At 61.1% G+C, this 26,336-nt stretch carries 30 protein-coding genes; 7 read left to right on the top strand and 23 right to left on the bottom strand.

Features of this window, described 5'->3' with window-relative positions:
* Positions 1-22: 22 nt before the first annotated feature.
* Positions 23-3,349: a hybrid sensor histidine kinase/response regulator gene (locus tag F9Z44_RS00235; RefSeq protein WP_159602455.1), complete on the top strand. Its 3,327-nt coding sequence runs from the start codon at positions 23-25 to the stop codon at positions 3,347-3,349.
* Positions 3,350-3,591: 242 nt separating this feature from the next.
* Here the strand turns inward: F9Z44_RS00235 and F9Z44_RS00230 are convergent, their stop codons facing one another.
* From F9Z44_RS00230 to F9Z44_RS00190, 9 genes are all read right to left on the bottom strand, one after another.
* The gene (locus F9Z44_RS00230) at positions 3,592-4,254 is read right to left on the bottom strand and encodes a hypothetical protein (protein WP_236574213.1); all 663 of its coding nucleotides are present in this window, start codon (positions 4,252-4,254) and stop codon (positions 3,592-3,594) included.
* Positions 4,255-4,956: 702 nt separating this feature from the next.
* Entirely contained in the window at positions 4,957-5,280 is a 324-nt protein-coding gene (locus F9Z44_RS00225) for a YnfA family protein (RefSeq protein WP_159602452.1), read from the bottom strand.
* A 15-nt stretch (positions 5,281-5,295) separates the two neighbouring features.
* Positions 5,296-5,928: an SCO family protein gene (locus F9Z44_RS00220; RefSeq protein ID WP_159602447.1), complete on the bottom strand. Its 633-nt coding sequence runs from the start codon at positions 5,926-5,928 to the stop codon at positions 5,296-5,298.
* Positions 5,925-6,581 carry a DsbA family protein gene (locus F9Z44_RS00215; RefSeq protein ID WP_159602444.1) on the bottom strand — a complete coding sequence of 219 codons (657 nt, stop codon included), beginning with the start codon at positions 6,579-6,581 and terminating at the stop codon, positions 5,925-5,927. The genes F9Z44_RS00220 and F9Z44_RS00215 overlap by 4 nt, the downstream gene beginning before the upstream one ends.
* On the bottom strand, positions 6,578-6,994 hold the full coding sequence (locus tag F9Z44_RS00210; RefSeq protein WP_159602441.1) for a disulfide bond formation protein B: 417 nt from the start codon (positions 6,992-6,994) through the stop codon (positions 6,578-6,580). Before F9Z44_RS00210 ends, F9Z44_RS00215 begins: the two co-directional genes overlap by 4 nt.
* Positions 6,991-7,515 carry a signal peptidase II gene (gene lspA, locus F9Z44_RS00205; protein WP_159602437.1) on the bottom strand — a complete coding sequence of 175 codons (525 nt, stop codon included), beginning with the start codon at positions 7,513-7,515 and terminating at the stop codon, positions 6,991-6,993. Before lspA ends, F9Z44_RS00210 begins: the two co-directional genes overlap by 4 nt.
* 95 nt (positions 7,516-7,610) lie before the next feature.
* On the bottom strand, positions 7,611-7,985 hold the full coding sequence (locus tag F9Z44_RS00200; protein WP_159602434.1) for a hypothetical protein: 375 nt from the start codon (positions 7,983-7,985) through the stop codon (positions 7,611-7,613).
* Positions 7,986-8,011: 26 nt separating this feature from the next.
* Positions 8,012-8,383: a DUF3703 domain-containing protein gene (locus F9Z44_RS00195; protein WP_159602431.1), complete on the bottom strand. Its 372-nt coding sequence runs from the start codon at positions 8,381-8,383 to the stop codon at positions 8,012-8,014.
* On the bottom strand, positions 8,367-9,023 hold the full coding sequence (locus F9Z44_RS00190) for a cation transporter (protein WP_159602427.1): 657 nt from the start codon (positions 9,021-9,023) through the stop codon (positions 8,367-8,369). The genes F9Z44_RS00195 and F9Z44_RS00190 overlap by 17 nt, the downstream gene beginning before the upstream one ends.
* Positions 9,024-9,103: 80 nt before the next feature.
* Here F9Z44_RS00190 and F9Z44_RS00185 point away from each other — a divergent pair, with 80 nt between their 5' ends.
* The gene (locus F9Z44_RS00185; protein WP_159602424.1) at positions 9,104-9,526 is read left to right on the top strand and encodes a Cd(II)/Pb(II)-responsive transcriptional regulator; all 423 of its coding nucleotides are present in this window, start codon (positions 9,104-9,106) and stop codon (positions 9,524-9,526) included.
* A 567-nt stretch (positions 9,527-10,093) separates the two neighbouring features.
* Here F9Z44_RS00185 and sorU read toward each other — a convergent pair.
* The 11 genes from sorU to F9Z44_RS00130 all read right to left on the bottom strand — a co-directional run bounded on the left by sorU (position 10,094) and on the right by F9Z44_RS00130 (position 18,477).
* Positions 10,094-10,441 (bottom strand): SorU family sulfite dehydrogenase c-type cytochrome subunit, encoded by a 348-nt coding sequence (sorU, locus tag F9Z44_RS00180; RefSeq protein ID WP_008904214.1) that lies wholly within the window; start codon positions 10,439-10,441, stop codon positions 10,094-10,096.
* Positions 10,438-11,670, bottom strand: coding sequence for a SorT family sulfite dehydrogenase catalytic subunit (gene sorT, locus F9Z44_RS00175; protein ID WP_062405656.1), 1,233 nt, complete (start codon positions 11,668-11,670; stop codon positions 10,438-10,440). The genes sorU and sorT overlap by 4 nt, the downstream gene beginning before the upstream one ends.
* An 85-nt stretch (positions 11,671-11,755) precedes the next feature.
* Complete coding sequence (locus F9Z44_RS00170) at positions 11,756-12,358, bottom strand: hypothetical protein (RefSeq protein WP_008904212.1); 603 nt, start codon at positions 12,356-12,358, stop codon at positions 11,756-11,758.
* Positions 12,355-12,888, bottom strand: coding sequence for an RNA polymerase sigma factor (locus F9Z44_RS00165; RefSeq protein ID WP_050813810.1), 534 nt, complete (start codon positions 12,886-12,888; stop codon positions 12,355-12,357). Before F9Z44_RS00165 ends, F9Z44_RS00170 begins: the two co-directional genes overlap by 4 nt.
* 70 nt (positions 12,889-12,958) lie before the next feature.
* A complete protein-coding gene (locus F9Z44_RS00160) occupies positions 12,959-13,318 on the bottom strand; it encodes a DUF305 domain-containing protein (RefSeq protein WP_008904210.1) in 360 nt (119 codons plus the stop codon).
* Positions 13,315-14,709, bottom strand: a complete 1,395-nt coding sequence (locus tag F9Z44_RS00155; protein ID WP_008904209.1) for a YncE family protein — start codon at positions 14,707-14,709, stop codon at positions 13,315-13,317. Before F9Z44_RS00155 ends, F9Z44_RS00160 begins: the two co-directional genes overlap by 4 nt.
* Before the next feature lie 161 nt (positions 14,710-14,870).
* A complete protein-coding gene (locus tag F9Z44_RS00150; protein ID WP_015012966.1) occupies positions 14,871-15,770 on the bottom strand; it encodes an anti-sigma factor family protein in 900 nt (299 codons plus the stop codon).
* Between the two features lie 19 nt (positions 15,771-15,789).
* Positions 15,790-16,293: an RNA polymerase sigma factor gene (locus F9Z44_RS00145; protein WP_159602421.1), complete on the bottom strand. Its 504-nt coding sequence runs from the start codon at positions 16,291-16,293 to the stop codon at positions 15,790-15,792.
* A 46-nt stretch (positions 16,294-16,339) separates the two neighbouring features.
* The gene (locus tag F9Z44_RS00140) at positions 16,340-16,657 is read right to left on the bottom strand and encodes a COG4315 family predicted lipoprotein (protein ID WP_231624607.1); all 318 of its coding nucleotides are present in this window, start codon (positions 16,655-16,657) and stop codon (positions 16,340-16,342) included.
* A gap of 120 nt (positions 16,658-16,777) precedes the next feature.
* On the bottom strand, positions 16,778-17,209 hold the full coding sequence (locus tag F9Z44_RS00135; protein WP_008904227.1) for a nuclear transport factor 2 family protein: 432 nt from the start codon (positions 17,207-17,209) through the stop codon (positions 16,778-16,780).
* 161 nt (positions 17,210-17,370) lie between these two features.
* Positions 17,371-18,477, bottom strand: a complete 1,107-nt coding sequence (locus F9Z44_RS00130; protein WP_159602418.1) for a YeiH family protein — start codon at positions 18,475-18,477, stop codon at positions 17,371-17,373.
* 117 nt (positions 18,478-18,594) lie between these two features.
* On the opposite strand from F9Z44_RS00130, the gene F9Z44_RS00125 reads away from it, so the two are divergent.
* From F9Z44_RS00125 to F9Z44_RS00105, 5 genes are all read left to right on the top strand, one after another.
* Complete coding sequence (locus F9Z44_RS00125; protein ID WP_008904225.1) at positions 18,595-19,524, top strand: LysR family transcriptional regulator; 930 nt, start codon at positions 18,595-18,597, stop codon at positions 19,522-19,524.
* A complete protein-coding gene (locus tag F9Z44_RS00120) occupies positions 19,521-19,808 on the top strand; it encodes a hypothetical protein (protein WP_133156668.1) in 288 nt (95 codons plus the stop codon). Before F9Z44_RS00125 ends, F9Z44_RS00120 begins: the two co-directional genes overlap by 4 nt.
* Positions 19,809-20,518: 710 nt before the next feature.
* Positions 20,519-20,815, top strand: coding sequence for a type II toxin-antitoxin system RelE/ParE family toxin (locus tag F9Z44_RS00115; RefSeq protein ID WP_159602415.1), 297 nt, complete (start codon positions 20,519-20,521; stop codon positions 20,813-20,815).
* 16 nt (positions 20,816-20,831) lie between these two features.
* Positions 20,832-21,950, top strand: a complete 1,119-nt coding sequence (locus tag F9Z44_RS00110; protein ID WP_159602412.1) for a HigA family addiction module antitoxin — start codon at positions 20,832-20,834, stop codon at positions 21,948-21,950.
* Between the two features lie 20 nt (positions 21,951-21,970).
* Positions 21,971-22,456 carry a hypothetical protein gene (locus F9Z44_RS00105; RefSeq protein WP_159602409.1) on the top strand — a complete coding sequence of 162 codons (486 nt, stop codon included), beginning with the start codon at positions 21,971-21,973 and terminating at the stop codon, positions 22,454-22,456.
* On the opposite strand, the gene F9Z44_RS00100 is transcribed toward F9Z44_RS00105, so the two are convergent.
* The 3 genes from F9Z44_RS00100 to F9Z44_RS00090 form a co-directional block, all read right to left on the bottom strand.
* The gene (locus F9Z44_RS00100) at positions 22,423-23,706 is read right to left on the bottom strand and encodes a hypothetical protein (RefSeq protein ID WP_159602406.1); all 1,284 of its coding nucleotides are present in this window, start codon (positions 23,704-23,706) and stop codon (positions 22,423-22,425) included. The genes F9Z44_RS00105 and F9Z44_RS00100 overlap by 34 nt on opposite strands.
* A 539-nt stretch (positions 23,707-24,245) precedes the next feature.
* Complete coding sequence (locus F9Z44_RS00095) at positions 24,246-24,707, bottom strand: hypothetical protein (protein WP_159602403.1); 462 nt, start codon at positions 24,705-24,707, stop codon at positions 24,246-24,248.
* Positions 24,708-25,276: 569 nt separating this feature from the next.
* Entirely contained in the window at positions 25,277-26,275 is a 999-nt protein-coding gene (locus F9Z44_RS00090; protein ID WP_159602400.1) for a TniB family NTP-binding protein, read from the bottom strand.
* Positions 26,276-26,336: the final 61 nt, after the last annotated feature.

Here is a 26,336-nt window from a genome sequence, read left to right as displayed (position 1 = left end):
CATTTTCGCCAAGTCGAATCTGATGAAGCGTTTGAGTTCATACCTGTCGCTGGCGTCCTTTGCGAGGCCGCGCCATTGGGTGCACCGAAGTATCGCAAATCGAGCGGTTTTTGCGGCATCGGTGTTTGCGATATTCATGGTCATTTTTCTGGCCCTTTCATCCATCCCGGTGATTTATGGCCAGATCTCGGCCAACAATGCTGAAAAAGGCCTGAATCAGGCGCAGCGACTGCAGGAGTATTTTCAGTTCAAGGTTGATGCGGTTTCGGAAAGTTTGTTGGCCTTGTCGAAGAACAGCTTTGTGGTCAATGCGTTCATCGACTCTGGCGGTCGCGAAATCTACTTGCAGCCTCTCCTCAGAGATTTCCAGATTCCTTTCGGGATGGATGGAGGCGTCGTGGTGCTGGATCTGAATGCACAGCCGATCGCATCAAAGCATCGAAACGACGTTGTTTCCCTTGCGGGTATCGAGATGGTCCGGCAAGTACTGGTGTCAGGCAAGTTCTCGGTGCGGGCTGATGAGGGAGCAGGATCCATGCTGCTCGCCGCCCCTGTTTACTTTCCACGGTCCGCCAGCCATGTCGGTGTGGTGCTGCTCCAGATATCACCACAGCAGCTCTTCAGCGCTTCTTCGCGCTATACCGATGGTGATCGCTGCTACTCGTTGACAAACGAAAGCAGCGTTATCTACCGTTCGGATTGCAAGCACGAGTTCCAGACGGGCATCAGCACGAACGAACATGTGCTCAAGCTCGACGTCGGTGACAAGGCATTCGACTTGACGTGTAGCGACTACGGGACTTCCGTGGGTGCACCCATGGTCCGAATACTGTTGGCTTATTTGTTCTGCGCCTTGCTTGCTGCTTCGTTGGCGATGTGGTTCACGAGGAAGTACCTGCGCGAATTGACCCAGCCGTTGATCGACATCAGTACCGTTGCACAGGCAATTTCCAGCGATCCAACATCAAAAGCGCTGGCTCCGGAAGCAGGCGCAGATGAAGTCGGGAAACTGGGACGCGCATTCAATTCAATGGTGCTTCAACTTCGCGATCTCAGGGACGACCTGGAGGAACGCGTGAAGATCGCGACCAAGGACTTGCTCGAGGCGAAGCAGCAAGCGGAACGGGCCAACGCTGCCAAGAGTGCGTTCCTCGCGAACATGAGCCATGAGATCCGCACCCCTCTAAATGCGGTGATCGGCGTGACCCACTTGCTGGAGGATGCCGGCCTGAGCGGATACCAGGAAGAACTGGTGAGCAAGGCGCAGATCGCGGGTCGCTCTTTGCTCAATATCGTCAACGACGTGCTCGACCTCACCAAGATCGAAGCTGGCGAGATGGAACTGGAAGGCCTGATATTTCGCCCCGATGAACTGGTCGCTGAGTTGCAGGCCTTGTACGAGCCGTCAGCACTGGCCAAGTCGGTCAGCCTTGAAGTCAAGGTCGAGGCCGACGCGCATATCTGGTTGCGCGGTGACAGCACGCGGCTGCGTCAAATCCTCACCAACTTGGTCAGCAATGCGCTCAAGTTCACTGGCGCGGGCGGCCATGTCATGTTGCGGGTGGGGATCGCCGAGCGCGCAGAGTCCGTCCTCTGCCTGCACGCGAGCGTACGTGACACGGGCATCGGGATTGAACCTGATGTTCAGGCTCAGCTTTTTGAGCCCTTTGCGCAGGCCGACGTTTCGACCACACGCAGATTTGGTGGGACTGGCCTGGGCTTGTCGATCGTCCGACGCTTGGCCCAGCTCATGGGCGGCGAGGTCGGACTCAACAGTGTGCCTGGCCAAGGCAGCGAGTTCTGGTTAAAAGTCCCGCTGGAGCTGCCCAGTCCAGAGCAAGTCCAAGCGACGACCAGCGGCCAGCTGGAAGTGATCGTGGTTGATGAACATGATGGCAATCGCCTCTCGTTGGTTGCGTTGCTTCGTGCCTTTGGGTGGCGTGTCGTGGTGCTTGATTCCGGTGCGGAACTTGTACGCGAGATAACCCGCCGTCACCAGGATGCCGAGCCGCAGCCCGACGCGCTGCTTGTGGACGAACAAGCGTTTGACTTGGAGGGAGTGCATTTCCATGCAGCATTAAGGACCGCTCTTGGGGGCGAGCAGATACCTGCGACGTTCGTTATGTCGTCTGTTGATCGGGAGTCCACTGTTCCTGAGGACGACCCGTACGTCGAGGTGCCCGTATTGACCAAACCGGTCAGTGCAAAAGTACTTTTCAACGCTGTCAACAGCGGTATCGCACAAGCCACGGGCAGCACCGCCAAAGTGATGCAGTCCACCAACCTGAGAGCTGTCCGTGGCCGCTGGCTGCCAGGCGTGCGGGTGCTGGTGGTCGATGACAGCGATATCAACCTTGAGGTCGCAACGCGACTGCTCGAGCGCGAAGGCGCTCAAGTGCAAACCTGCAGCAACGGCCGCGAAGCGATCGATCTGCTGCGCCGAAAGCATCAAGCGTTTGATGTGGTGTTGATGGATATCCAGATGCCTATCATGGACGGACTGGAGGCTGCCCGCGCTGTGCGCGGCGAGTTGGGCTTGATCGACCTTCCGATCGTTGCCCTGACTGCCGGGGCACTGGCAGAAGAGCGCAGGCGATCGATAGAAGCCGGCATGAACTACTTCCAAAGCAAGCCCATCGATCCGCAATCTCTTGTACGCATCATCCGGCGGCTGGTGGAGGAGCAGCGAAAGGTAGTCCTGCCTTTACAGGTGGTCGATGAGGGGCTCGAACGAGCTGGAACGCTGGAGGATTCCAAGTTAAACGCGAGCCTATGGCAGCCCTTGCCAGGCATTGACATGGCTGCCGCAAAGCGTCATTTGAGTGAGGATTGGTCCTTGTTCGTTTCGATCCTACGGCGGCTGTCCGTTGAATCTGCGGACCTGACCGTACCAATGCAGTTCGAGCTCGATGAATCCGGGCGCATGGCTCTGGCCGCGCGGCTTCACAGGTTGCGTGGCAGCGCTGGCTCAGTAGGTGCGGCAGAAGTTCATCGACTTGCCAGTGAAGCGGAACTCGAACTCCGAAAGCCGGGAACCGTGGTGATGCCTTTGTTAGAGCGGCTGGCGAATAGACTGACCGCCCTGTTTAAGGCCACAGCGCCATTGTTGGCCGCCGAGGAGGGGAATCGAACAAGCCATGACCCTCAGAGGAAGGCGCATCCGCTTAGTACGGTTCAGCGCAACGAACTGATTGACATGCTGAGACGACACGACCTGGAAGCGTTGGAGCGCATTGAAAACCTGACCCCTTCGTTGCACGCAACTCTTGGGACCTCGACCGCCGAGAGGATGATCAATGCGGCAGAGGCACTCGACTTTGACCAAGCGTATCGATTGTTGGCAACTTGAACGTCTCAATTTGTGTGGAGCTGCAGCAAAGTGCGCCGCTGTTTCCGCGACTTTGTTGCCTCGTGACCCAGCTCAGTATTGGCGAAATGAGGCTTCGTTCTGCTCACACTCATTGGCCGCACTGTTCAGGATCTCGGCGGCATCAATGGCCGCCCCCAACGACACCGATGTACATGAAGTCCTGGTGAAAGTGAGGAACTTCACCCTTGCTCGGCCGCACGGGGATGGAGATGGTTCGATGCTCAGGCCGGACCTGGGCCATCCAGTTGAAAGCGGCCGCGAAGAAGCTTGCCGTTCTGCCCTTGGAGTTCGCTTCGTTCGAACAACTTGGCTGAGAATCGAAAGTCGCTGTCGATGCGCACGATGAGCAGCTGCTCAAAGTCACCCTGGCTCTTCACGGAGACGCGGTCGCTCGATTTCTCAGGTGAGATGGTTTTCACCTCAATCAGCCTCCCGGAGATCGCTCCGTCCGAGCCAGCCCTGTGGGCCTCGTGTCTTTCAAGGCCCCACTTGATTTCAGCGTAGAGCTCACCGAGCTCACCCCAGATCTGCAGGTACCTGCCGGTGTCCATGTGATATCGGACAGCACAGTCGACCAGGCCAAGGAAGACGTCAACCTGCTCTTGAGATCCGTGCAGGAAATCATCCTGACCCTGTCCAGAGTGCTCGCCGTCAAGACTCGCGTCGATCCATTTCCTGTCGAGTTGCGCCCACTCCCATGGCGCAGCACCCGAAGCAGCCGCGTCAGCGATTTCCTCAGGGCTGTAGCCCCGATCGTTCATCTCGTAAAGGAAGTCCCAGTCACTCATGACGGCGCCCCGCGTCTTGTTTGGTGTGACTGGATTCTGCAGGACTTCGTGCGGGTACGCGAGGCGGCCTTCACCTGCACCGAACTGACCGCTCATGCGAGAACCAACTTCGAAGTGATAGGGCAATTTCTGCCGGTGAAGTTCTCGACTTCTTCTTCCGAGAGCGGGTGGCGCGTCACTGCCAAGCCGTCAAAGAAGTGTGGCTAGCAGCATGTCATCAGCAGGCGAGGTTTCTGCCCCGCCTGCCAACTACAACAACATCTGTAGGTTCTAAGAAGTCATTGAAATTAATGCCCTTATAGATCAACAACATTTCAGTGACTTTCGAGAACGGTGGAGTTGAGCATTCTTACGATGTTTAAAAGATCCTCCATAGTGTTTACTTCCCCATGAAGTCTTACGAGTCTGGTTGAAAACCAGACCCCTCGAGCTTGGCTACTGGGCAAGCCTCGGGGAAATTTTCGCCTCGGCGTGCGTATTTCGGGCTTCTTGGACATCAAGTTCGACACCGTTGACATAGTGTTCGGCACCTCAGCCAACGAACTTCACCGGCCACCCTGTCTAGAACCCCCGAGGCCCACCGATTGTTTGAAGAGGCTGGCGATACGTAGGCCGCCGGCGATCCTTTCTTGATGGCTAGCTGACCCCCAGCTCCAAGGCTAGACTTCAGGAATCGGCCAATCGCGGACACTCTCCGAAGCTCGACGATCGGCTGTTTGAAACAGAAAGCGGCCGTTAGGAACTCCACCTGAGCGAGCGCGACTCCCGTGGTCACTTGGGCAGTGACCAATGGGAATTTCATGCCCTGGGTTGGTACGCGATGATCGCCATGCCCAGCAACGTCACAGCGACACCGGCCATATCCCAGTTACTCGGGCGGACGCCGTCCACCGTCCAGAGCCACCCCAGCGCCACGGCTACATAGACCCCGCCATACGCCGCATACACGCGGCCCGACGGCGCAGCGTGCAGGGTGAGCAGCCATGCAAATGTTCCCAGGCTCACGGCCGCTGCGGGCAACAACAACCAGCCCGACCCCTGACCCCGCAGCCACAGCAACGGCAAGTAGCAACCCACGATTTCGGCGACGGCGGTGGCCAGGTAGAGCAGCAGTGTTTTCATACCGGCAACGGGTGGTCAGGCGTCCATGGATTTCAGCAGGGCCAGAATGTCTTCGGCGATCACGGCGGGCTCGGTCCCGTAACTCGAAAACAGGCGCACGGCTCCGTTGGTGTCAAACACGTACTTACCCGCCGAATGGTCTATCGTGTACGAGGTGGGTGTCGAGCCCTCGGCTTTTCGGTAGTAGATCTTGAAGCTGTCAGCGACGGCCTTGAGCTCGGTCGGTTCAGGGCGCAGCGCCAGAAAGCTCGGGTCGAAGTTGGTCATGTACTCCTTGAGCAAGGGCAACGTATCGCGCTCCGGGTCCACTGTGATGAAGAGCACCTGCAACTGCTTGCCTTGATCGCCCATGAGGCGTTTTACCTCGGCCAGGGTGGTCATGGAGGTGGGGCACACATCGGGGCACTGCGTGAAGCCGAAAAAAACTACCACAGCCTTGCCGCGGAAATCGTCCATGGTGCGCACCTGCCCGGTGTGGTCGGTGAGCTTTAGGTCTTGTGCAAAAGCAGCGCCTGTGATGTCGGTGCTCTTGAAGGTGGGCGCTTGGGGCGAACAGCCCGCCAGGAGACCGCCTGCGGCGAGCCACGAAGCGCTCAACGCCAGCACCTTGCGTCGGTTGAAAGGACGTGCGGGAGCCATGTTTCTCATTTCTTTGCCTTGGCCACTTCTTCGGCCACCAGCGAGGCCAGCTGATCGGGCCCGAAACTGGGCAGGCTGCGGCCGTTCACAAAGAAGGTGGGCGTCTTGGTGACTTGCAGCGCGGTGAGGTCTTCAATGTCTTGCTGCAGCAAGGACTGCATGCCGGGTTTCTCGATGTCCTGGCGCGCCTTGGAGATGTCCAGACCCGCCTGCTCCGCCACCTTGAAAGCGGTCTCGATGTTGGGCTGACCATGGTCGGCCCAGGCTGGCTGCGCAGCCAGCACGGCTTCCAGCACCGCCTGGTACTTGCCCTGGCTCTTGGACGACTCCAGCAGCTTGACCACCACGTCCGAACCCTGGTGAAAAGGCGCGTACCGGATCACGAGCCGCACGTCGTTGGGGTACTGGGCCATGAGGTTCTTGACTATGGGATAAAACGCGCGGCAGGTCTCACAGGCCGGGTCAAAGAACTCGACGATGGTGACCGGTGCGTTCTGCGGGCCGAACACCGGTGAGTGCATGCGCACCAGGCGGGTCTGCTCTGCCTTGACCTGCACGTCCTGCGCGGTCTGCACCCGCGATTGATAGGCGTTCATACCCAGGTAGAAGAACAAGGCAACGATGGCCACCAGGCCGATGACGGTGAATTTTTTGGCGTTCATGAACGGGACTTTCTCAAATAGACAAAAAGCAGGAAGGCGATGGCGATGAAGGCCAGGAGAGACAACCAGGGAATCTGGATGCCGTTCAGGATCTCTAGGCTCTGTTCGCTGCACGAAGGCCCGGCGCCGCAGGGCACCCACCACTGGGGCACCCACCCTGCGATCAGCGCGGTGTGGTAGCCCGCGATGGCGGCACCACCCAAGGCCAGCGGCAACGCGTACACCGCACCGCGGCGGTCTTCGGCGAACGCGGCCATGCCCAGGATGATGGCCAACGGGAACATGAAGATGCGCTGGTACCAGCAGAGCAGGCAGGGCGTCATGCCCATGACTTCACCGATGAAAAGGGCACCGAGAGTGGACACCAAAGCGAACGCCCAGGCGCCCATGATCCAAATCCAGCCACGCCTCATGAAGGAAGCTCCTCAGAGACTTTGCGGGTCGGTTGGCGCGGTGGCGCTTTCAATGAAGCAAGGCACCAGGTCAGCGCGGCGCAGACGATGAAGACATCGGCGAGATTGAAGGCCGGCCAATGGATGTTGCGCCAGTGAAAGTCGAGGAAATCCACCACAGCGCCGATCTGGACGCGGTCCACGAGGTTGCCGCCACCACCGCCGGCCACAAAGGCGCCCAGCCAGCGGTCCAGCGGTTCGGCTTGCCGCGCGAGGCACATCACTGAAACGAAGCCCACCACCAGGACTGAAACGCCGATGAAAAACCAGCGTTGCCAGCCACCGGCATCCGACAAAAACGAGAATGCCGCACCTGCGTTGAGCACATGCACGAAGTTGAACCAGTCGGTGACCCGAACCGCTTCACCCAGTTCGAGGATGGTGGAGAAATACGACTTGGTGGATTGATCCAGCAAGAGAAGGATGGCCACGGCGGCGAGCCATGTCCACCTGGGATTTCGCTGGGTCCAGCGAGCGGTCATGAGAGAGTCCTTCCAAAACGATCCGAGGTCAGCCTCCGTCTGAGACGGCGGCCGCTTGAAGCCTGGGGATCGGGGAAGTTGTGTCTGTCAGCGCATCAGGCGACATCGTTCCACCCCGAACCTGTCGGGGTGGACCATTGGGGACGATACGGTTGCTCATGCCAAGACGGCAAGCGGCGTTCGGCGAGGTGTTCGACCTGTTCAGCGCCCGCAGAGATGGCCATGGACGCGGTGGTCGCAGTGACAGCGGCGGCGCAGTTCGCGTGGCAGGTTCCGCAATCTAGATCAAAGCCGCTGTCGCCAACGACCCCGTCTTCAACGCCCTCCACCGCCTGCCCATGGCTGGACTGGTGGTGCGTGGCTTGCGGCCCCTGAGTGGCCGAAACGTGGCCGCAGCACGCCTCAGCCGCTGCAGCAGAAAATTGCAGCGGCAGCAGCGTGAGCATCAACAAGATCAGAAAAGCGCGCATGCGGCGAATTTTAAGCGGCAGCCATTTCAATGGCCGCGTGCACGGGCTATCAGCTCCGCCAGCTCGGGACGCACAGGCAAGGGCTCAAACGCACTCACGGTGGACCGGCCCGGGTTGCCCAGCGGAAGGCGTCCGCTCAGGTGGCCCAGCGGCACCAGCGCCAGGCGCATCACCTGTCCCACTGCCTCGGACAAGTCGCGGGTGCGCAAGGACAAATTCAACATCTGCGCGTGGGTCTGCAGATGCGGCTTGAAGTGCAGCTGTCCCACGACATGGGCCGCCTCCAGGTACAGCCAGGCCTGCTCCGAGGAGGCTGCGGTTTTTGCGCTCTGGATCAGCTGGGCATGGGCGGCGCCATCAAATCGGCGATTGCCCGGTGGTTCAGTGGACGTGGCCATGGTGGTCTTCCTTTGCACTGTCTGCGCCCAGTTCCCCCCGCGCCTGCCGCATCACTGTCCAACCACCGTGCAGCGCCAGCGCCGCCATCAGGCTGGCCACCAACAGGTCGGGCCAGGCCGAGCCCGTGCCGAACACGCCGAGCGCGGCCATGAACACCGCGACGTTGCCGATGGCGTCGTTTCGCGAGCACAGCCACACGCTGCGCATGTTGGCATCGCCTTCGCGAAACGCGTAGAGCATCCAGGCCACGGCCACGTTGGCCACCAGTGCCAGGAGCGCGACTGCGCCCATGGTCGTGGCCTGCGGCACGCCGCCGTAGAACACCGACCACACGGCAGCACCCACCACATACAGGCCAAAGCCCATCATGCTGACCGCCTTGAGCATGGCCGCGCGGGCGCGCCACGCCAGGGCAGACGCCAGCACCGCCAGCGACACGGCGTAGTTCAGCGCATCCCCGGCGAAGTCCACAGCGTCGGCCAGCAGTGAGAGCGATCCGGCCTGCACACCCGCGCCAATCTCCACCAGAAACATGGCGGCGTTGACGATCAGCGCGATCCAGAGGATCTTGCGGTAGCGCGGCAGGTTGACGAGGGACTCGGCCTTGGGGGTGTCGTGTTCACAGCAATGGGCGGACATGGTTTTTCCTTTCGATGCCTGCATTGGAAACCCTGGAGCCGCTACAGTGTCAATCACTTGTTTGAACTGAGGGCTTCAACATGCAGATCAAGGACCTTTCCCGCGCCACGGGCGTGGATGTTGAAACCATCCGCTACTACGAAAAGCAGGGTCTTCTGCCCGAGCCGGCGCGGCGCGACAACGGTTACCGCGACTACGAAGCGACCCATCTGGAGCGCCTGGCCTTCATCCGCCACTGCCGGGCGTTGGACATGCCGCTGGCCGATGTTCACCAGCTGCTGGGCTATCTGGATGCGCCCGAAGATCACTTTGGCAAAGTGGATCTGCTGGTGGACGAGCAACTGACCCGCGTGCGGGCACGCCTCAAGAGCATGCGGGCGCTGGAGAAGCAGCTGCTGCAGCTGCGGGCGCGCTGCAGCGGCACCCACGAAGGGCGCTGCGGCATCCTCGACGAACTGGTGTCTGCGGCGCACGGGGAAGCATGTGCATGCCATTCAGGATAAAGCCACGTCAACGCTCGTTATATGTTGGTACCGGACATAGCCATCCGAAGCGTGAACGGCATCAACGGGCCCGTTGCTGCCCTTCGTCGAGCGTAGTTGAACGTCGATAGTGCAGCGGTTGCTGCCGTTCGAGTTTTCAACGTGAATGCCCTTGGCGTGCCGGATTGCGATCACTCCTATTCATGCATCGTGGTAATGCGCAGAGACAGGTTTCAGGCGCGCAGTTGACATTGCTAGAGAGTTGACAACAGCGTGCAGAGATCTGCAAGCTCGACGAGCAAGACTGCAGCAGCATCAAGCATGGTGCGATCAATCACCTGGGCGTGTCGCCAGCGTTGATGGCTTACCGCGAGCACAAGGCCATGCTGGGCAAGACTTAGGCCGGCGAGAAGTTCCCGGCGGTTGTGATGATGGGGGCTGGCTGGATGGTGGTCCCCGACATCAAACCAGGCAAGTGATGGTGAGTGGCTGACCCGCCCTGGGTCAGCCACTCAGTCGGGATCGCTGTTTGCAGGTGATCCCGTCCTTTTTGTCAGTTGGCGCAGCAGCGCTGTGGCCAACCAGCCATCACTTTGATCCACCCGAAGCCTTGGCCACGTAGGCCGCCAGGGCGGCAATTTGCGCATCACTGAGTTTGCCGTTGTAGGACGGCATCTGCCCAATCCCGTTGCGCAGCGCGGTGGCCACGCGCTTGGCATCGGGCTTGAGCTCGTCCAGGCTGGGGCCCACGGCGCCTTCGGCTCCCGCGTCCTTGAGCGCATGGCACAGGGCGCAGGCAGGCACCGCGCCTTGGCCGAACAACACCTTGCCTTGTTGAAGTTGCGCGGCATCGTCGGCGGCGTGCACGGGCAGCACTGTGAATGCCAACGACCACAGGGCAGCGACCAACGCGTGTTTTTGGATTGTGCGCTTCATGCCACGCTCACTTTCACGGCGTGGTCGGCCCAGCTGGTGTTGTTGTAGCCGCCCGCGTTTTCCATGCGTTGTTCGGGCTGCACGTTGCCTGCGGTGTCGGTGGCTCGGCTCGCCAGGGTGAACTGGCCCGCCGGCAGGCGTGCCGCAAAAACAAACTGCCGCCACGCAAAGCGGCCGAGGTCGGGCCCCACCATGCGCGCGAGCTGCCAGGTTTTTCCGCCGTCCAGAGAAACCTCGACCTTGGCCACCGCGTTCATGCCGCCAAACGCCACGCCATGGATCTGTGTGTCACCCGCTTTAAGCGGGGCGCCGTCCGTGCCGGGACCGTTGATCCACGACTTCACCGTCATTTCCTGCACCGATGGCTGCGACGGGTCGCCCTTCGCGCCGGGCGGTGAAATGCGGTAGCCGTGCGACATGATGCGTGCGTCGGTCTCCTGAGCGGTGAAGGCCAGGCGTTTGACGTACTTGATGTTGTTCACGCCCGTGTAACCCGGCACGATCAAGCGCAGTGGGCCGCCGTGGGCCAGCGAAATCGGCACACCGTTCATTTCCCAGGCCAGCAGGGCATCGGCGAGTGCGGCAGCAGGCACCGATCGTTCCACGATCACGCTCTTGGGGTCCAGTCCATCGGGGAGTTTTTCGCCGCCTGTGCCGGTGAGGTAGGCCATGCCGGCCTCCACGCCGCCCAGGGCATCCACCACCCAGCGCACCGGCACACCGCTCCACACCACACAGCCTGCTGCGCCCACTTGCCAAGGCGTTCCACTGGGCTTGTTGGGGAAGTAGCCGCGTCCGTTGCCAGAGCATTGCAACACCATCGCCGTGGTCTCGATGCCCATGCGCTTGAGGTCGCCCAGCGTGAGTTTGCGCGGGTTCTTCACCCCCTCGATGTTGATCTCCCAGGCATCGCGGTTGCCCAGGATCGAGGCGTCGGGCGCGGGCAGGTTGTTGCGGATGTAGAGCTGCTCGGACGGCGTGATTACGCTGGTGCCGAACACACTGCGCTTGGTCTCAATGGTGGTGCTGCTGTGCACGATCAGGCTGGCCGGGTCCTTCCAGCCCACGTACGCTGGCAGAGGCTTGGCAGCACCGGCCACGGCGACGGGCGCGGTCTCACCAGCAGCGGCTGCGGTGCGGCCAAAGCTGGCCAGACCAACGGCAGCCAAAGCAGCGCCGCTGCCGGCCAGCAGGTGGCGCCGGGGGAGCGAGGTGGGTTGTTGGTTCATTTCTGGGGTCTCCGGTGGTTGGGCGTCGTGCGCCGGTTGGGGTGAAAGGGGTGAGCGGTTGATTCGTTGACAGGGACGCGGTGCCTCAGCCTGGCCCGGACACGGGAGGTGCCTGCAGTGCCGTCTGCGCGACCGCCAGTGCCTTCTTTTTCTGGGCCACCAGCAACAAGGGCTTGCCCTCGCGCGAGCGGATCACCTTCCAGTGCACGTTGCTCCACCAGCCGCTGGCCTCGCGCAGGTCCACAGGCTGGTCAAAGGCATACACCGTCACCATGCCGCCCTTCTCGAAGAACGTGGTGAGGTGGTAAGCGAGGTGACCTTCGATATCGCATGGCCGCATGAGTTGGGGAAACCCGGGCACCACGTTGGCGTCCCGCATGCCCAGGTGCATGAGCAACTGGCGCTGCTCCATGAAACTGCCCCGCAAGCTGCGCTCGTGGTATTCGTGGTCGATCGCGTCGCGCACCATCGCTGGCGGTCGCACGGCTAGCACCCCGCCGCTGGTGCCACCGGCCAGCAAAAGCGCAGCCAGAAAACGCTGCAAGCCGCGTCGCGCCAGCAGCGGCTGCGGCTTTCGGTACAGGTGTGCCGGTGCGTCGCTGGCCTCGAAGGCGATCGCCAACTCGGCGCGCGCGCGCAAATCGAATTCGCTGTCGGGCAGGAAAGGCGCGTCGGTATCGGGGCTCATGTCTTGGTCCTGCGAAACGGGGTAACGTTGACATCGGCCTTGGGTGTCGCAGGTACCCCCATGGCCAGCTTCAAAGCGTCGCGCGCACGGGCTAGGCGCGACAACACCGTGCCGGGCGCGATCTCCAGCGCCTCGGCCATCTGGGCGGTGGGCATGTCGTCGAAATAAAACAGCACCAGCACCTCGCGGTGGATGGGCGCCAGGCGCGCGAGCGCCTTGACGACATCGAGTTTGTCGTCCAGCCCCGCGTCGGGCGCCGCTTGCTCGGGCTGCTCTTCATCGTCCAGCGACTGCATGCTGGGTGCGGCCTGGCGAAAGGCGGCGCGGCGCATGATCTGAAAGAGCCAAGCCCGTGCCAGCGCAGCGTCGCGCAGTTGCTCCCGGTGCTTCCAGGCGTTGGCAAAACAGTCTTGCACCACGTCTTCGGCAATGGCGCGCGAACCAGTGAGCGCCCACGCACTGCGCAGCAAAAAACGGTAGTGCTCACGCACCCATTGGTTATAGCGGGACTCGGCAGACTGGAACAGCATGGTGATCAAGAGCGCTGCGTGGCTTGGTTCATTCCGTGGCGCTCATCGGTACTTTCCCTAGGGCTGTCGATCAAGGCCCCCGCGTCCCACCCAGCGACGGAAATTCCGCTTCCGCACCTTTGGCTGTGCGCTGCTGCAGGGTGTGCAGTCGGCGTTGCATGCTCTGGATCTCCACCGTCTGCCCGGCAATGATTTCCTCGGCCAACTGCCGGGTGACAGGATCGCGCCCATGCTGCAACACCAGCCGCGCCATGTCCACAGCGCCGGCGTGGTGCGGAATCATCATCGCCAGAAAGTCCTGGTCGGCCTGGCCTGCGTAGCCCGGGCTGTGCATGGCCTGCATCATGCGGGCCATCGATTCGTCCATATCCCGCTGGAATGCGCTGGTGTGCGCGGCGCTGGCGCCGTGGCTGGTGTGCGCGCCGCTCATGCCGTCTGGCCCTTCTCGCCCACACGCACGTAGACGAGGTTGATGCTCTTTTTGTTGCGCAGCGCGCCAGAGGGCAGCGTCAGATTGCCCAGGGGGATCTGCGCAATGAAGGTCGGGCGCAGCGGGTCGCTCACATCAAATGCACTGCACACGGTCTGGCCCGCGTTGGGCGTGCCGGGCAGCTCGTCCTGTTCGTGGGCCACATACAGCAGCGTGTTCTCGGGGTTGGTCCACAACCCGTGCGACTCGCGGCCACGGCTGGAGAAGGTGCCCACCACCTTGCGCTGTCCGCCCGGAGCGCTGCGGTCGATGATGGCGATCGGGCTCGACGCCACGCCGCCGGGGCCACCATCGTCGATGCGCGCCAGGCTGGCATAGACCACGCTGCCGCGCGCATTGCGCACGAACTCAACGTGGTTGGGCCGCGCGCCCATGCCCAGCGGCACGGTGTCGATCAGGTCGAAGCCACCTTGCGTCGAGCGGCAAGACACCGCATCAGCCAGCTTGTGCGAGAACCACACCTCGGCACCGTCGGGTGTGGTCTTCATGAAGGGCGTGAAGCCGGGTTTGTCCTGTGCGCTGATGTCCAGCGTGGTCAGCCGCTGCGGTTGGCTGTGGCCATCCGCGCCGGGGTTGACGCGGAACACGTCGATCTTCGACACCTTCTGGCTGGCCACAAAGGCCAACGTACCCTCACGGTTGAACCACACCTGCGCCGGGCCGCTCAGCGTGGGCAGGTATTGGCGAACCGCGCTGGAGCCCGGGCTGTCGGCCCCCTTGAGCTGGCGAACGGCACGATCGACGCCGACGATGGCAATGCGGTCTTCACCGCGCAGCGTGACCCACAGCTCGCGGCCGTTGCGCGTGAAAGTGGGCTCGTGCGGTTCGCGGCCCAGCAGCAGGCCACTACTCAGGCGCTCGGGGTTGGTGGTGGGCCCAGACGCAGGGTTGGGTGTGTTGCCGATGACGCGGCGCTGCTCGGCGTCGATCAGATAAATGTTGCTGGAGCCGCGCCCGCTGGTGGCCAGCAACCGGCCATCGGGCGACGGCACCGCGCCGTGCGCATCGATACAGCCGTGGTACAGCGGCTTGTGGACCATCGCCGCGTGCGTTGGCGCCACGCCGGCCGTCACAAAGCGAAACGGGGGACGAGGGTCTTCGTCAAAGCTGGTCAGGTTGATCGTCGACTCGACGGTGTTGGTCTTCGGGTCGATGACCACCAGCGTGTTGGAGTCTTCATTGGTGATGAAGACGCGATCGCGCGGGTCGATGCCGGTGGCTGCGGCTCCCGCTGAAGCGCCGGACGGGGCCTGGGCATGTGCTGCGGGCAGCGCGCTGGCTGCCGCGGCGGCCAGGGTGTACTTGAGAATGTCGCGGCGTTGGGTGGTCATGTTTGCTTTCTGAGTTGTTGTGGAGAGTGATCGCTTGGGTCGTGGGCCGGCAGCCGCCGATGAACCACTGCCCAGCGCTTGCTTCAGGTCAAGAGCGCGGCTCGGGCCGTTTCATTCCCTGGGCATGCCGACAGCGCGTCGCGCCGACGCCGCCCTGGCCTTCAGCGCGGGGTGCCAAGTTGCCGATAGACCTCGGCCGACACCTGCGCCAGCACGCTGCGGTCGGCGTCGGACGACAGGGCGTAGCCGAAGGGACCGTCGACCCAGTAGAAGACATTGACCACACCTTCGCGTGCGAAGCGGAAGGCCGTGTCTGTGTTCTTCACGCCGGCCTGCAGTGCCTTGTCCGGCCCCGCGGCACTGCCCACGTCGGCGACATCGTTGGACACGTACAGCGTCAGCTTGCTGCCGAGCTCGTTGCGGTACATGAACTGCGCCACCGGCCCCTGGCCACCCGGCAACAGGCGCCCGCCTTCCAGCGTGTAGCCCTGGGCCTGCAGGTGCGGCGGCTTCATCGGCGCGCCCATGCGCTTGGACAGCCAGGCCACGAGCTGGTCTTCGTGCGCCGCGTCCACCTCGACCGGGCGGCGCGCGTCTGGGCTGTACACCGCATGGGCCACCGCCGCGCGCTGTGCGAAGCTGCCCGCTGACACCAGCGTCAGGCCGCGCTCGGCGGGTGCTGCGGCGGCCATGCGGCCGGCATCGTCGCCCCCCGCGGGCAGGCCGCCCCGCAAGCCCCAGCCTGTGGCGCCGCTGATGACGGCGATGGCGATCCCAGCGGCCAGGCGCTGGAGGTACCAAGGCGTCTGCGGCACGGCACGCGGGCGCGCCGATTTCAGCAGGCGCTGCGGCGGCTGTTCATACAGCACGGGATCGAACAAGACGTGCAGTTCGCGCTTCTGCGCCCGGTAGGCCTCCAGGCGCTGCGCGTCTTCAGGGCGTGCGGCCAGATAAGCGGCGATCTCGACCTGGCGCTCAGCGGGCAGGCGGCCATCAACGAACGCATGCAGGTCGGCCTCGGTGACCGGGGGAATGGACGGTGGCGGACGGTCGGTATTCATGGGTTGCTTCGCAATACATTCATTTGACGACTTTCAGCCGCACCGGTTCTGCGCGGCCTTCCATCAGGCCGCGCAGGCGCTCACGGCCTCGCGACAGGCGCGACATCACGGTGCCGATGGGGATACCCAGGGCCTGCGCCACATCGGCATAGGCCATGTCTTCCAGCGTCACCAGAAGAAGCACTTCCTTCTGCTCGACGGGCAGCAAGTCCAGTGCAGCCTGCAGATCCAGTACAGCCAGCCTGTCGGTTTGTGTCGGCGCCACCGGCACTTCGGGCGTGTCGTCGTCCATGGTCACGGTGTGCAGCCTGGGACGGCGCACGCCATCGACGTGCAGGTTGTGCATGATGCTGAAGAGCCAGGCGCGCATGTCGGCCACGCCGCCCCACAGGTTCGACTTGGCCCAGGCCCGCTCCAGCGTGTCCTGCACCAGATCGTCGGCGTCGTCACGGTTGTTCACCAGCGCGTGCGAATAGCGGCGCAGGCGCGGCACCCAGCTCAGCAGGCTTGCGTCGTCTTGCATCGGGGGGTCGTGGCCTGAGGGTCTGGACGGAAGTCGACAGCAAATGTCATTCCTTGATGATGTGCCAGACGTCTTTGAAGTTGTCGCCGGCGCGGTCGCCGGGCTTCTGGTCGGCCTGGTAGGTGTACACCGGCTTGCCCTTGTAGGCCCACTGGCGCGCACCGTCGTCGCGCATGACGATCGTGTATGCACCGGCGGGTTGGTCGCTGGCGGCGGCCATCGCGGGCGGCCACAGCGCGGCGCAGCCGCCGTTGCAGGTGCTCTTGCCGCTGCCTGCCACGTCCTTGTCGAAGGTGTAGAGCGTCATGCCCTTGGCGTCGACCAGCGCGCCGTTGGCGAGCTTGGCCGGCGCGTCGGCAGCCATAGCGCCGGTGAGTGGTGCCGCGAAGGAAGCCGCTGTGATCAGCAGCGCGGCCAGAGTCGAAAGGTGCTTCATGGGGTTGTCCTTTGGGGTCTGGTGGAGAGTAGCCACGCTGCGTGCCGTTCAGTAAGCCGCAGCCACCGCCAGCTTGGGGTCGATCTGCCAGGTTTCACTGACGATCTTGCCTTCACGGAACGTCAGCACGTAGCGCACCTTGATGGGCATCTTGCCTTCGAAGACGACGTTGGCCGAGACGGTGGCGCCCTTGGGGTTGGCCGATTCTTCAATCTGGCCGACTGTGAGCTTCAGTGGGCCGACGGCCTTGCCGAACTTCTCCCAGGTGCCGCGAATGGCATCGGTGGTGGCATAGGTGCCGTCGAGTGGGCCGCCTACCCAGTTCAGCTGGGCCTGGTCGGCATAGGCACGCATGACGATCTGGGTGTCGCCCGAGGCGATGGCCTGGAAGTGCGTGCGGGCGTCGTCGCTGGGGGCGGCGAAGGCGCTGCCGGAGGCGAGCGTCAGGGCGGTGGCGGCGAAAGCGAAAGTCTTGAACATTGTGGGCTCCGATGAAGGGTTGGTGTGAAGTGAAGGGGGGTGAGTGCGGGACGAAGGGTCAGATAGGTCCCGACAAAAGAGCAGACGGCGTCGGCATGCGGTCTATTCCAGAGCGTGCAAAGAAATTTAGGGTCAGGGCCCTGGGCCGTGAATTCGAGGCTTCAGCCCAGCAGGGCCGGCACCCAGCGGTTGATGAGCGCGCCTCCGACGATGAGCCAGCCGAACAAGATCAACGCCAGCAGCAGCGGCTTGGCCCCGGCCTTGCGAATGGCGCCGATGTGCGTGGCCAGGCCGAGCGCAGCCATCGCCATCGCCAGCAGCGCGGTGTCAATCTCGGTCGTCACTGCCACCACCGACGCCGGCAGCCATTGCAGCGAATTGAGCAACACGACCGCGACGAAGCCGAAGGCGAACCAGGGCACAGCGAGTTGACCCTTGGCGTGAGCATGCTCTGCCTCCACTAGGGCTTGCAGGGTGCTGTCGCGCGCCAGCCAAGCCGACAGCATCACCAGGAACGGCGCCAGCATCATTACTCGAACCATCTTCGCGATGACGGCCGAGTTGGCTGCGTCCGGGCCCACCGAACGTGCTGCGGCCACCACCTGGGCCACCTCGTGGATGGTCGATCCGACGTAGATGCCGAACCCGTTGGCGCCGCCGGGGATCAGCGCCCAGTGCCGGTTCAGCTCGAACAGCGCCGGGTACAGGAAGATCGCCAGCGTGCCGAACACCACCACCGTGGCCACCGCCACCGTGACCTGCTCGGCGCGCGCCTTGACCACCGGCTCGGCGGCCATCACCGCAGCAGCGCCGCAGATGGCACTGCCAGCGCCGATCAGCATCGCCGTCTTGCGCTCCAGGCCCAGCCAGCGCGTGCCGATGAGGCAGGCCAGTGCGAAGGTCGAACCCAATATCATCGCGTCGATGGCGACACCAGCGATGCCGACATGGTCAATGTCCTGCACGGTGAGCCGCAGGCCGTACAGCACCACGCCCAGGCGAAGCAGGTTCTGCTTGGAGAAGTTGACGCCGGCGCCGCTGGCTACCGCCAAGCGCGGGGCCCACGGGTAAACCGTGTTGCCCACGATCATGCCCAGCACGATGGCCAGCGTCAGCGCACTGAAGCCATGGTCCTGCAGCCAGGCGATGCGGCCCAGCGCGATACCGGTGGCAGCCAAGGCGCCGCTCAGGGCCAGGCCGGGGAGCATGCGTGCGAAAGCCGATGCAGAGGCCGATGTGCGTGGCTCAGGAAGTACGTTGATGGTCATGCTGCTTGCCTCCGGTTGAAGTTCGTGAGGACAAATCTTCCGGCTTCATGGATGACCCGTCAAACGGGTTGTATCGCTAAGATGTACCCATCTAATCGCTTTGCAAACGAATCCGCCATGAATACCCTTCGCCTCACGCTGCGACAGCTGCAGATCTTCGTGGCGGTTGCGCGCAGCGGCACTACCACGGCAGCCAGCGCCGAGATTGCGCTGTCGCAGTCGGCCACCAGCTCGGCCGTGAATGAACTTGAGCGGCTGCTGTCGCTGCGCCTGTTCGACCGCGCGGGCAAGCGCCTGCTGCTCAACGACAACGGCCGTGCGTTACTGCCGCGGGCCCTGGCGCTGCTGGACGGTGCCGCCGGCATCGAGCTGATGTCCCGCGATGGCAGCGCCCAGGCGCAGTCGCTGCGCATCGGCGCCAGCACCACCATCGGCAACTATGTGCTGCCCAGGCTGCTGGCCCGTTTTGTCGCAGCGCAACCGGGCCATGCCAGTGCCTGGCGCTCAAAGGTCGTGATCGGAAACACGGCGGCCATCTGTGACGCGGTCGCTGCGTTTGAACTGGACGTGGGCCTGATCGAAGGGCCTTGCCACCAAGCGGCGCTGGCCGTCACGCCATGGCACCAGGACGAGATGGTGGTCGTTACATCGCCTGACAGCGCGTGGGCACGAATGAGCCTGGCCGGCGAGCGGGTGCCAATGCGGACACTGCGTGAAGGGGTCTGGCTGTTGCGTGAGTCGGGCTCGGGAACGCGCGAGGCCACCGACCAAAGTCTGCTGCCCCACTTGCGCTCCTACCGTCGAAGCATCGAGCTGGGAAGTTCGGAGGCGATCAAACATGCGGCCGAGGCGGGTATGGGGGTGGCCTGCCTTTCGTCGTGGGTCGTGAGCGACGCTTTGGAGGCCGGCCGCCTGTGCCGCATCTCCACGACCTTGCCGCGGCAGCTCCGACAATCTCACCTGGTCGTGCATCGCGACAAACAGCCCACCGCTTCGCTGCTGGCATTTGTCGACCAGGTATTTGGCGCCGAGAACACGGCGCCATGAAATGTGACTCCATCGAGGTCAGGCCTGAGCAGCTCGCCAGTCGGCGCTCAAAGTTTATCCACGCACCTTCAACGAGATTCACGGCAGGCTCACCTGCACAAATGCCGGATGCGGATGGCGACGTCAAGACTGCCGCATATCCACATACCGCGCGCGATGTCTTGGGCATTGCGATCCAACGGCCACCCCTTGTTTCCTTCTTTATTTGCGGCGAGAGCAATGATCAGAATGTTGCAACAGCATCAGGTCAAAGTGAACTATTGCCCGTCTATCACGCACTTTGAGGAGCACAGGGAACCCGGGTGGCGGGTATTGCGCTACGGACACTGAAGGACCAAAAGAAGTGATTCGCCCTCCCTGGTGGCGCTTGAAGAAGGCCTGCCCATGGTCCAGAACACCGTTTCGTCCGTGACGCAAAGGGCCATTCCAGAACTTTGCACTTCGCTACAGTGCCGAACGACCGGTACAGGTAATCGATCGGTCGCTTGAGATCCTGACCGGTAAGCGACCGCTTGCGTTGGCGCCCATGGACTCTGCCGTCGAACCTAAGTGGCAGCAATCAGTCTTGACTTGACGATGGGCACGGAGACGTGAACGGCCGCTGATGGCCGATTGCAGAAGTCTAGCCGGCCTCGCACCCGCCTGGCCAACCTACATCGCAACTGGGAGCCGCAGGATCGACGCCTAGCTGCATCAAATTGCGCGTGTCCAAGAGAGCCGATCCGGCTGTCCAGGTCCTAACGCTCCCGCTGTCCACAAGTAGCCGAACTGAGTGTCCAGCAGCGACCGAAATACGCACGGCGTGAGGCTGACCACTCGCTTTATGAGTCGGCACTATGCATCACATCCTTGAAAATGCCTGCGCATTGACCGTACTCTGTTCACGAGCGTTTCCCACAGCTCACTTGCTGTTAAAGCAATCGTGAAACGCCCATCTTTACACCAAGTGTAAAGATGGATTGACCAATTAACGGGTTTCGCCTAGACTCTGCCCATGGAAGTGGAGTTCGACGATGACGACCTAGACAGCCTTGAGACCAACCCGCAGTTCACTGCCGGCTTCTCTCAGGAGGTCGTCCGGGCCTACCGCAAACGGATGCAGCAGATTCGAGCGTTTCGAGATGAGCGTGACTTCATGCAGCTGAAGTCGCTGCACTTCGAGAAGCTGAAAGGGGATCGCCAGGGACAGCACTCGGTGCGACTTAACCTGCAATGGCGTTTGATCCTGGAAATCCGCGGTGACCACCCCTGCAAGGTCATCGGGATTGTCGAAATTGTTGACTACCACTAGGAGTTTTGGAGAGTCTATGAACGCACGCGTACCCGCCGAAGTGTTCCCGCCTGGCGAGTTCCTGCGAGAGGAGCTCGAGGCTCGGGACTGGAGCCAGCAAGAGCTGGCAGACATTCTGGATCGTCCGCCGCGTCTTATTAGCGAGCTCATCGCTGGCAAGCGCGCCATCACCCCGGAAACCGCCAAGGGGCTTGGCGAGGCTTTTGGTACCTCGCCAGACTATTGGATGAACCTGGAGAGCCAGTACCAACTCTCCAAGGTAACTGTGCCCAATGACAACGTGGCGCGCAAAGCGCACCTGTACACCCAGTTTCCCGTGCGCGAGATGCTTCGCCGTGGCTGGGTGCAGGCCAGCGAGCGCGTCGAAGTGTTAGAGCAGCGATTCTGTGAGTTTTTCGATATCTCGGACGTCTCCGCCACGCCTCAACTCAGCCATGCAGCAAAGAAATCGCACGCCATGGCGGACGCTACTCCATTGCAACTAGCGTGGCTGTTTCGAGTGCGGGCCATCGCGAGCCAACAGGTTGCTCCGACTTATTCGAAAGCCAAGTTGCTCTCGGCCATTGAAAAGCTGCGTGCTCTCACAATGGCGCCCGAAGAGGTTCGGCACGTTCCCTGCATCCTCGCTGACACCGGAGTTCGACTCGTGTTCGTAGAGGCCCTGACCAGCTCCAAAATGGATGGCGCTTGCTTCTGGTTGGATGGCACGAAGCCTGTTATTGGTATGACGCTGCGCTTCGACCGCATCGACAACTTCTGGTTTGTGCTCCGACACGAAATCGAGCATGTGCTCCAAGAGGATGGCAAGGCCGAAAACCGGGCTGTCATCGACACAGACGTGGGTGCTTTAAAGGACGGACTTCCGGAATGCGAGCTTCGAGCCAACGCCGCTGGGGCTGACTTTTGCGTAACGACAGCCGAACTCGATGACTTCGTTGCCCGTGTGCAGCCCTACTTCTCTGAGGAAAGAGTGCTGCGGTTCGCACAACGCATTCAGGTCCACCCGGGCCTTGTGGTCGGACAGTTGCAGCGCCGCCTGGATCGCCACGACTTTCTACGCAAGCACCAGGTTAAGGTGCGTTCGTTCGTGTTGCCATCCGCTGACGTTGATGGCTGGGGATCGTTTACAGAGTAATTAAGCAGTTGGAGGTTCACATGTCTGCGTACGGGAATCAAGTCAAGGCTTACATCGAGCGCTACAAATCTGAAGTGGGAGGCGATGGTTTGCTCGATCCTCATGCGGTAGCCGAATGGGCGTACAAAAACGGGCTTCACAAGCCCAGCATTCGTACCGTCGTAGATGCCATTGCATCGGACATCTCGCAATACTTTCGCGAGGAGTACCGCACCAATGAAGACGGGCAACGCTATCGGGCGAAGCATGCAGTTCGGGTGACAAAGGGCGACCGCACCCTGTCCCTTTGGGCAGACATGGACGATGACAAGGCCCCTCGCGCACATTTCGTGCGGTCGTTTGCCCAGCGGCGCCAGCAAATCGTTGGAGACTGCTTCCAGCTTAAGACCGATGTGGACGTCTACAACGGCAAGTACCAAGAGAACGAGCCCATTCAGGTCCCCCTAAATTTCACGCTTGACGTAGAAGAACTTCAGTTGCCGCTCAAAGGACGCAAGGCTGCATGAGCCGCAATAAGTTTGCTGTGCGCACTGTGGATAGTGCGGCAGGAGTCGAACAATTTGGATAACTCAAGCGATTCGTCAACATCTTTGCGACGATAGATCGTCTGCCTGCAGCCATCTATGTTGGGTCCAAGCACGGGAATAGTTCCAATGTCTCGAAGCTTCACTATGACAGCCTTGGGAGAGATCCCAAACTGGTGAGCGAGATCTCTGGCGAGTACAAAGCTTTGCAGAAATTCATCAACGCGCCTCTCTTCCACAAGCTGACAACTTCGACGCCCGACGCGATGTGAAATCGTCGGCAGGAAACCGCTACGGACGATCTTGTACGCGACTTCTTGTTTGACCAGCAGTCGTTGAGCCACCTCTGGAATTGAAAGAAGACCAGATGGGACCTTCGAAGATTCTGGAAAATACGAAGACAGCGTTGAAAGAGGAAAGAGAACCGCAGCGAGCCCGATCCGACCTTGCAGTCGCCCGTTTGCCTTGAGTGTTGATTCTTCAAAGTCCAAGAGCAGCCGCGCGACCGCGACATCGTCAAACGGGTAGTGCCGGAGCAAGTGGTCAAACGAGCGCGCGGATCTCGCGTCTTCGGGTTGAAGTGCAGGGAGCTGGTCGATACGAGTTTCCAAGGTGCTGACCCACGTCAGCGGAATCGCCCATGCACTACCGCGTGCAGTGACTTTGACTGCACCGGGACAAATTTGCGGAAGCAATCGTGAAAGCCGGTGACGCGAAATTCCAAGACGCAATGCAGCACTTTCTAACGACAACTCAGTAGAGAGACCTTCACGCAAGTTCTCAACATCGTCTTTGCGCACCACCACGTACTGGCGTCCAGACTTCGTTGTTCGGTATCGCGCATGCAGCTGTCCCGACTCAATCAGAAGTTGAATACGGCGTACAGATACGCCGAGTTCGGACGCCGCCGTGGGTGCTGGCAGCCATCTCAGCCGAGCTAAGACGTTGTCAGCAGTACGGCGATTTTGCTTGCCCAGCGCTCCGCTCCAATTCTCAGCCAAGTAGTCTTCGAAGGCGTCCCTTATCCAGTCAAAGGCAGTATCGCCAAGGCCCACATATAGCGCTTTGTACAGGCCACCGAATGCCCTCGCGACGCGACCCTGCTCCGTTACTGGAGACGAATTCTGTAACCGAGACAGCATCCAATGAAATCCATGTGGCCAGTCAACCAAGACCTCACCAGCCAACGAGCTGATTGGCCATGACACAGCAAGCGAATCAGAAGCGTTCACCTTTTGCCTAACCCGCTGGTTCGGCAAACCTCCATAGGTACCGAGGAGCCGTACTAATCGGCTGCATTGCTGGGTGGTTAAACTTTCTAACACTGGAATTGCGCAATGTGTCGAAGATAGCGCACGCGATTCCAGTGAACGACTGAGAGCGACTACCGCAAGTGGAGCCTGCGATGAACCTTCTTCCCGTAGGTCGGCGCCACAACGGCAGTGAGTGAGGTGGTCACGTGCCCACGTTACTGGCTGAGCACAAGCAGAACAAATATCCAGAAGCCACTTCCCGCATATCGTGCAGGCGTCAGCGAAGCGCAGCTCCCAACCAAGGCGGCCGAAAGCCGAGGATGCCATACATTCCGGACACCATCGGCAACGTCTGAAGATCCACGCTGAGGAATCAAGGCGGGGGAATCCCTCGGTGGCTGCGTCGCCGTCGGGGATCAGATATCGCATTGAACTTGGAAGCAAGTTTTCCTGAAGAACGCGCAACGTGTAGGCGCGGGGACCCTCAGCGTTCAATCTTGCAGGTTGCAACAACAAGCTCATGCGTTAGCGGTCATCTCAGCACTGAGCGCCGCAACTTCCGTGTTGGGACTCACATCGTCGAGGACTTCCTCATCAAGACTTTTGCTGAACTGCGCATACTGGATGAGGTTCGAAGACGGGTAAAAAACGGCTCTTCGATCCCGAGCATCGATCTGCGATGACCGCCTCCAGAGGATGCGCGGCATCTGGATGAATGCGGCTATTGGAGCGAAAGTTGACGCCATCTCTGCGGCATTCTTTCCTGGGACAAGTGCCGCAGAGAGGCTTAGCGGGCTTGCAGAGGCGTGCAAGAAGATGTGCTCCCAAAGGTGCTGCTGGTACGAAGGATCCCTCAGAATTTCTGATGAAAGCTCCCACACCTGCATGGATGAGGGATTCTTGAGGTACTTGGGCAAGACGATATGCCGCACCACGTCCATCAGTAGCAGAAGCTTTTCAAGCCGCAAGGGGGGCCACAAGTACGATGGCTCCTCTCTTGTGGCGTCCAGAGAAAATTCAACGGCACTGCGTACCATTCTCGCCAGCCTGATGGCCCACGGGGGAGCCGGTTCTGCCACGGCTTCTGTCAAAGAGCATCCACATGCACAAGTTGACAATCCGCTTCGTTCCCACGACAGTCTGCGAAGGCACGAGGGACAAATCTCAATCAGGAACTTTCTGTGAACGGCGCATGCCTTGACAGCGGAAAGTTCCCAGTCGCACGATGAATATCCGTCGCGCTTCAAGCAAGCTGGACAAACTGCGCGGTAGCCAAGTCGGACGCATTGAGGCAGCATTAGCGAATCACCTAGGCGCACATAAGAGATGCCGGTTGCTAGCGGTTCAATCCACCCCATTCTTTCGCAGAACGATGAGGGCGAAGGATCGTGTTGGAATAGGTGCGCTGCAGCTGCAGTAGCCGTTCGTAGCGAAGTCAACTCACGGCTGAGAAGCAAGGGATTGCCATTGACGTATGCCAAATTGGTCAACCGCGATCTCAAGCTTTCTCGCCTGCGAAGAGGCGCCGTGACAAGAAATGAACTTTCGATCATGCGTCATCACCTTGCCCCTGCGAAAGGCCCACCAAAGCTGCAGCCGACCTGCTAAGGGTGTATTGAGTGGGGTCGTCCCATCCGTCAAAAGGCTCACGAACCTGCGTCAGCAAGCGAAGCGATTTTGCAGGTGCCATGAATGGGTTCAACGCATCGGGTACATCAGCCCACACCTCCTTCCTGAAAGCTGTGGCCAATGCAGGCAGGGTGTTGCCGCTCCAACTCAGGAGATCACTGTCAGACACGACCCGGTCCAAAATCTTGACGACATAGTCAATCAAACCAGCCGTCGCAAAGTAGAAACGTCGCGCCTTCTCTGGGTGAGCGATGTCTGCCCTACCTCCTCCTGGAAGAGATTCCTCCAGTGCGCTCAACACCGCGCGAAACTCAAGCTGATCTTCTTCCGTTGTGAAGGAGAATTCCTTCAAATGGTGCGGAGAGGAGAACCGTCTTCGAAGCTGGCTGTTTGCGTTGAGGGCTGCAATGGAGCGGGGCAGGCCGCAGAGCACGATGGGGATCTCACACTCTGATAGAAGATTTTTGAGCCAGTCGCTCACCTTCTTTCCCTCAGCCACACGACGCCTTTCATAGAAATGGTGAAACTCATCGAGCATCACCAACTCAACCGCGCACTTTTTGAAAAGATGCTTGATGCGTGTAGTTTTTGTCGGCGCTGAGTCTCGACTCGCTGCAGGGTCGCCCATGGCCGTGAGAATCGCCTCTGCCAATGACTTTACCGTTGGTGATTCAGGAGTCACAACGCGCAGCACTGGTATCTTCACGACGCCAAGCGTCGCACGACGTGGAAAATGTTTGGCGTAGTAGTCCAGCACGGTTGTTTTGCCTGAGCCACTCTGACCATAAAGAAGCAAGCCTTTGGCGATTCCGTGCTCCTTCCAGCGTGAATGGATATGAGCAATCTCCCGTATCGATGCACAGAATTGTGGATACATCACGACCGTGCGGCGCAGAGTGAGGTTGCGAGCGCTGCGCATACACGCTGTCGCACCCGAGCTGTCCAGTCCCAGATTAGCGAGTCGATCCAGTGGCTGAGAA

This window comes from Hydrogenophaga sp. PBL-H3 (assembly GCF_010104355.1).
GTDB lineage: Bacteria > Pseudomonadota > Gammaproteobacteria > Burkholderiales > Burkholderiaceae_C > Hydrogenophaga.
Note: the sequence above shows the minus strand (reverse complement) of the source record. Positions and strands in the feature narration are given on the sequence as shown.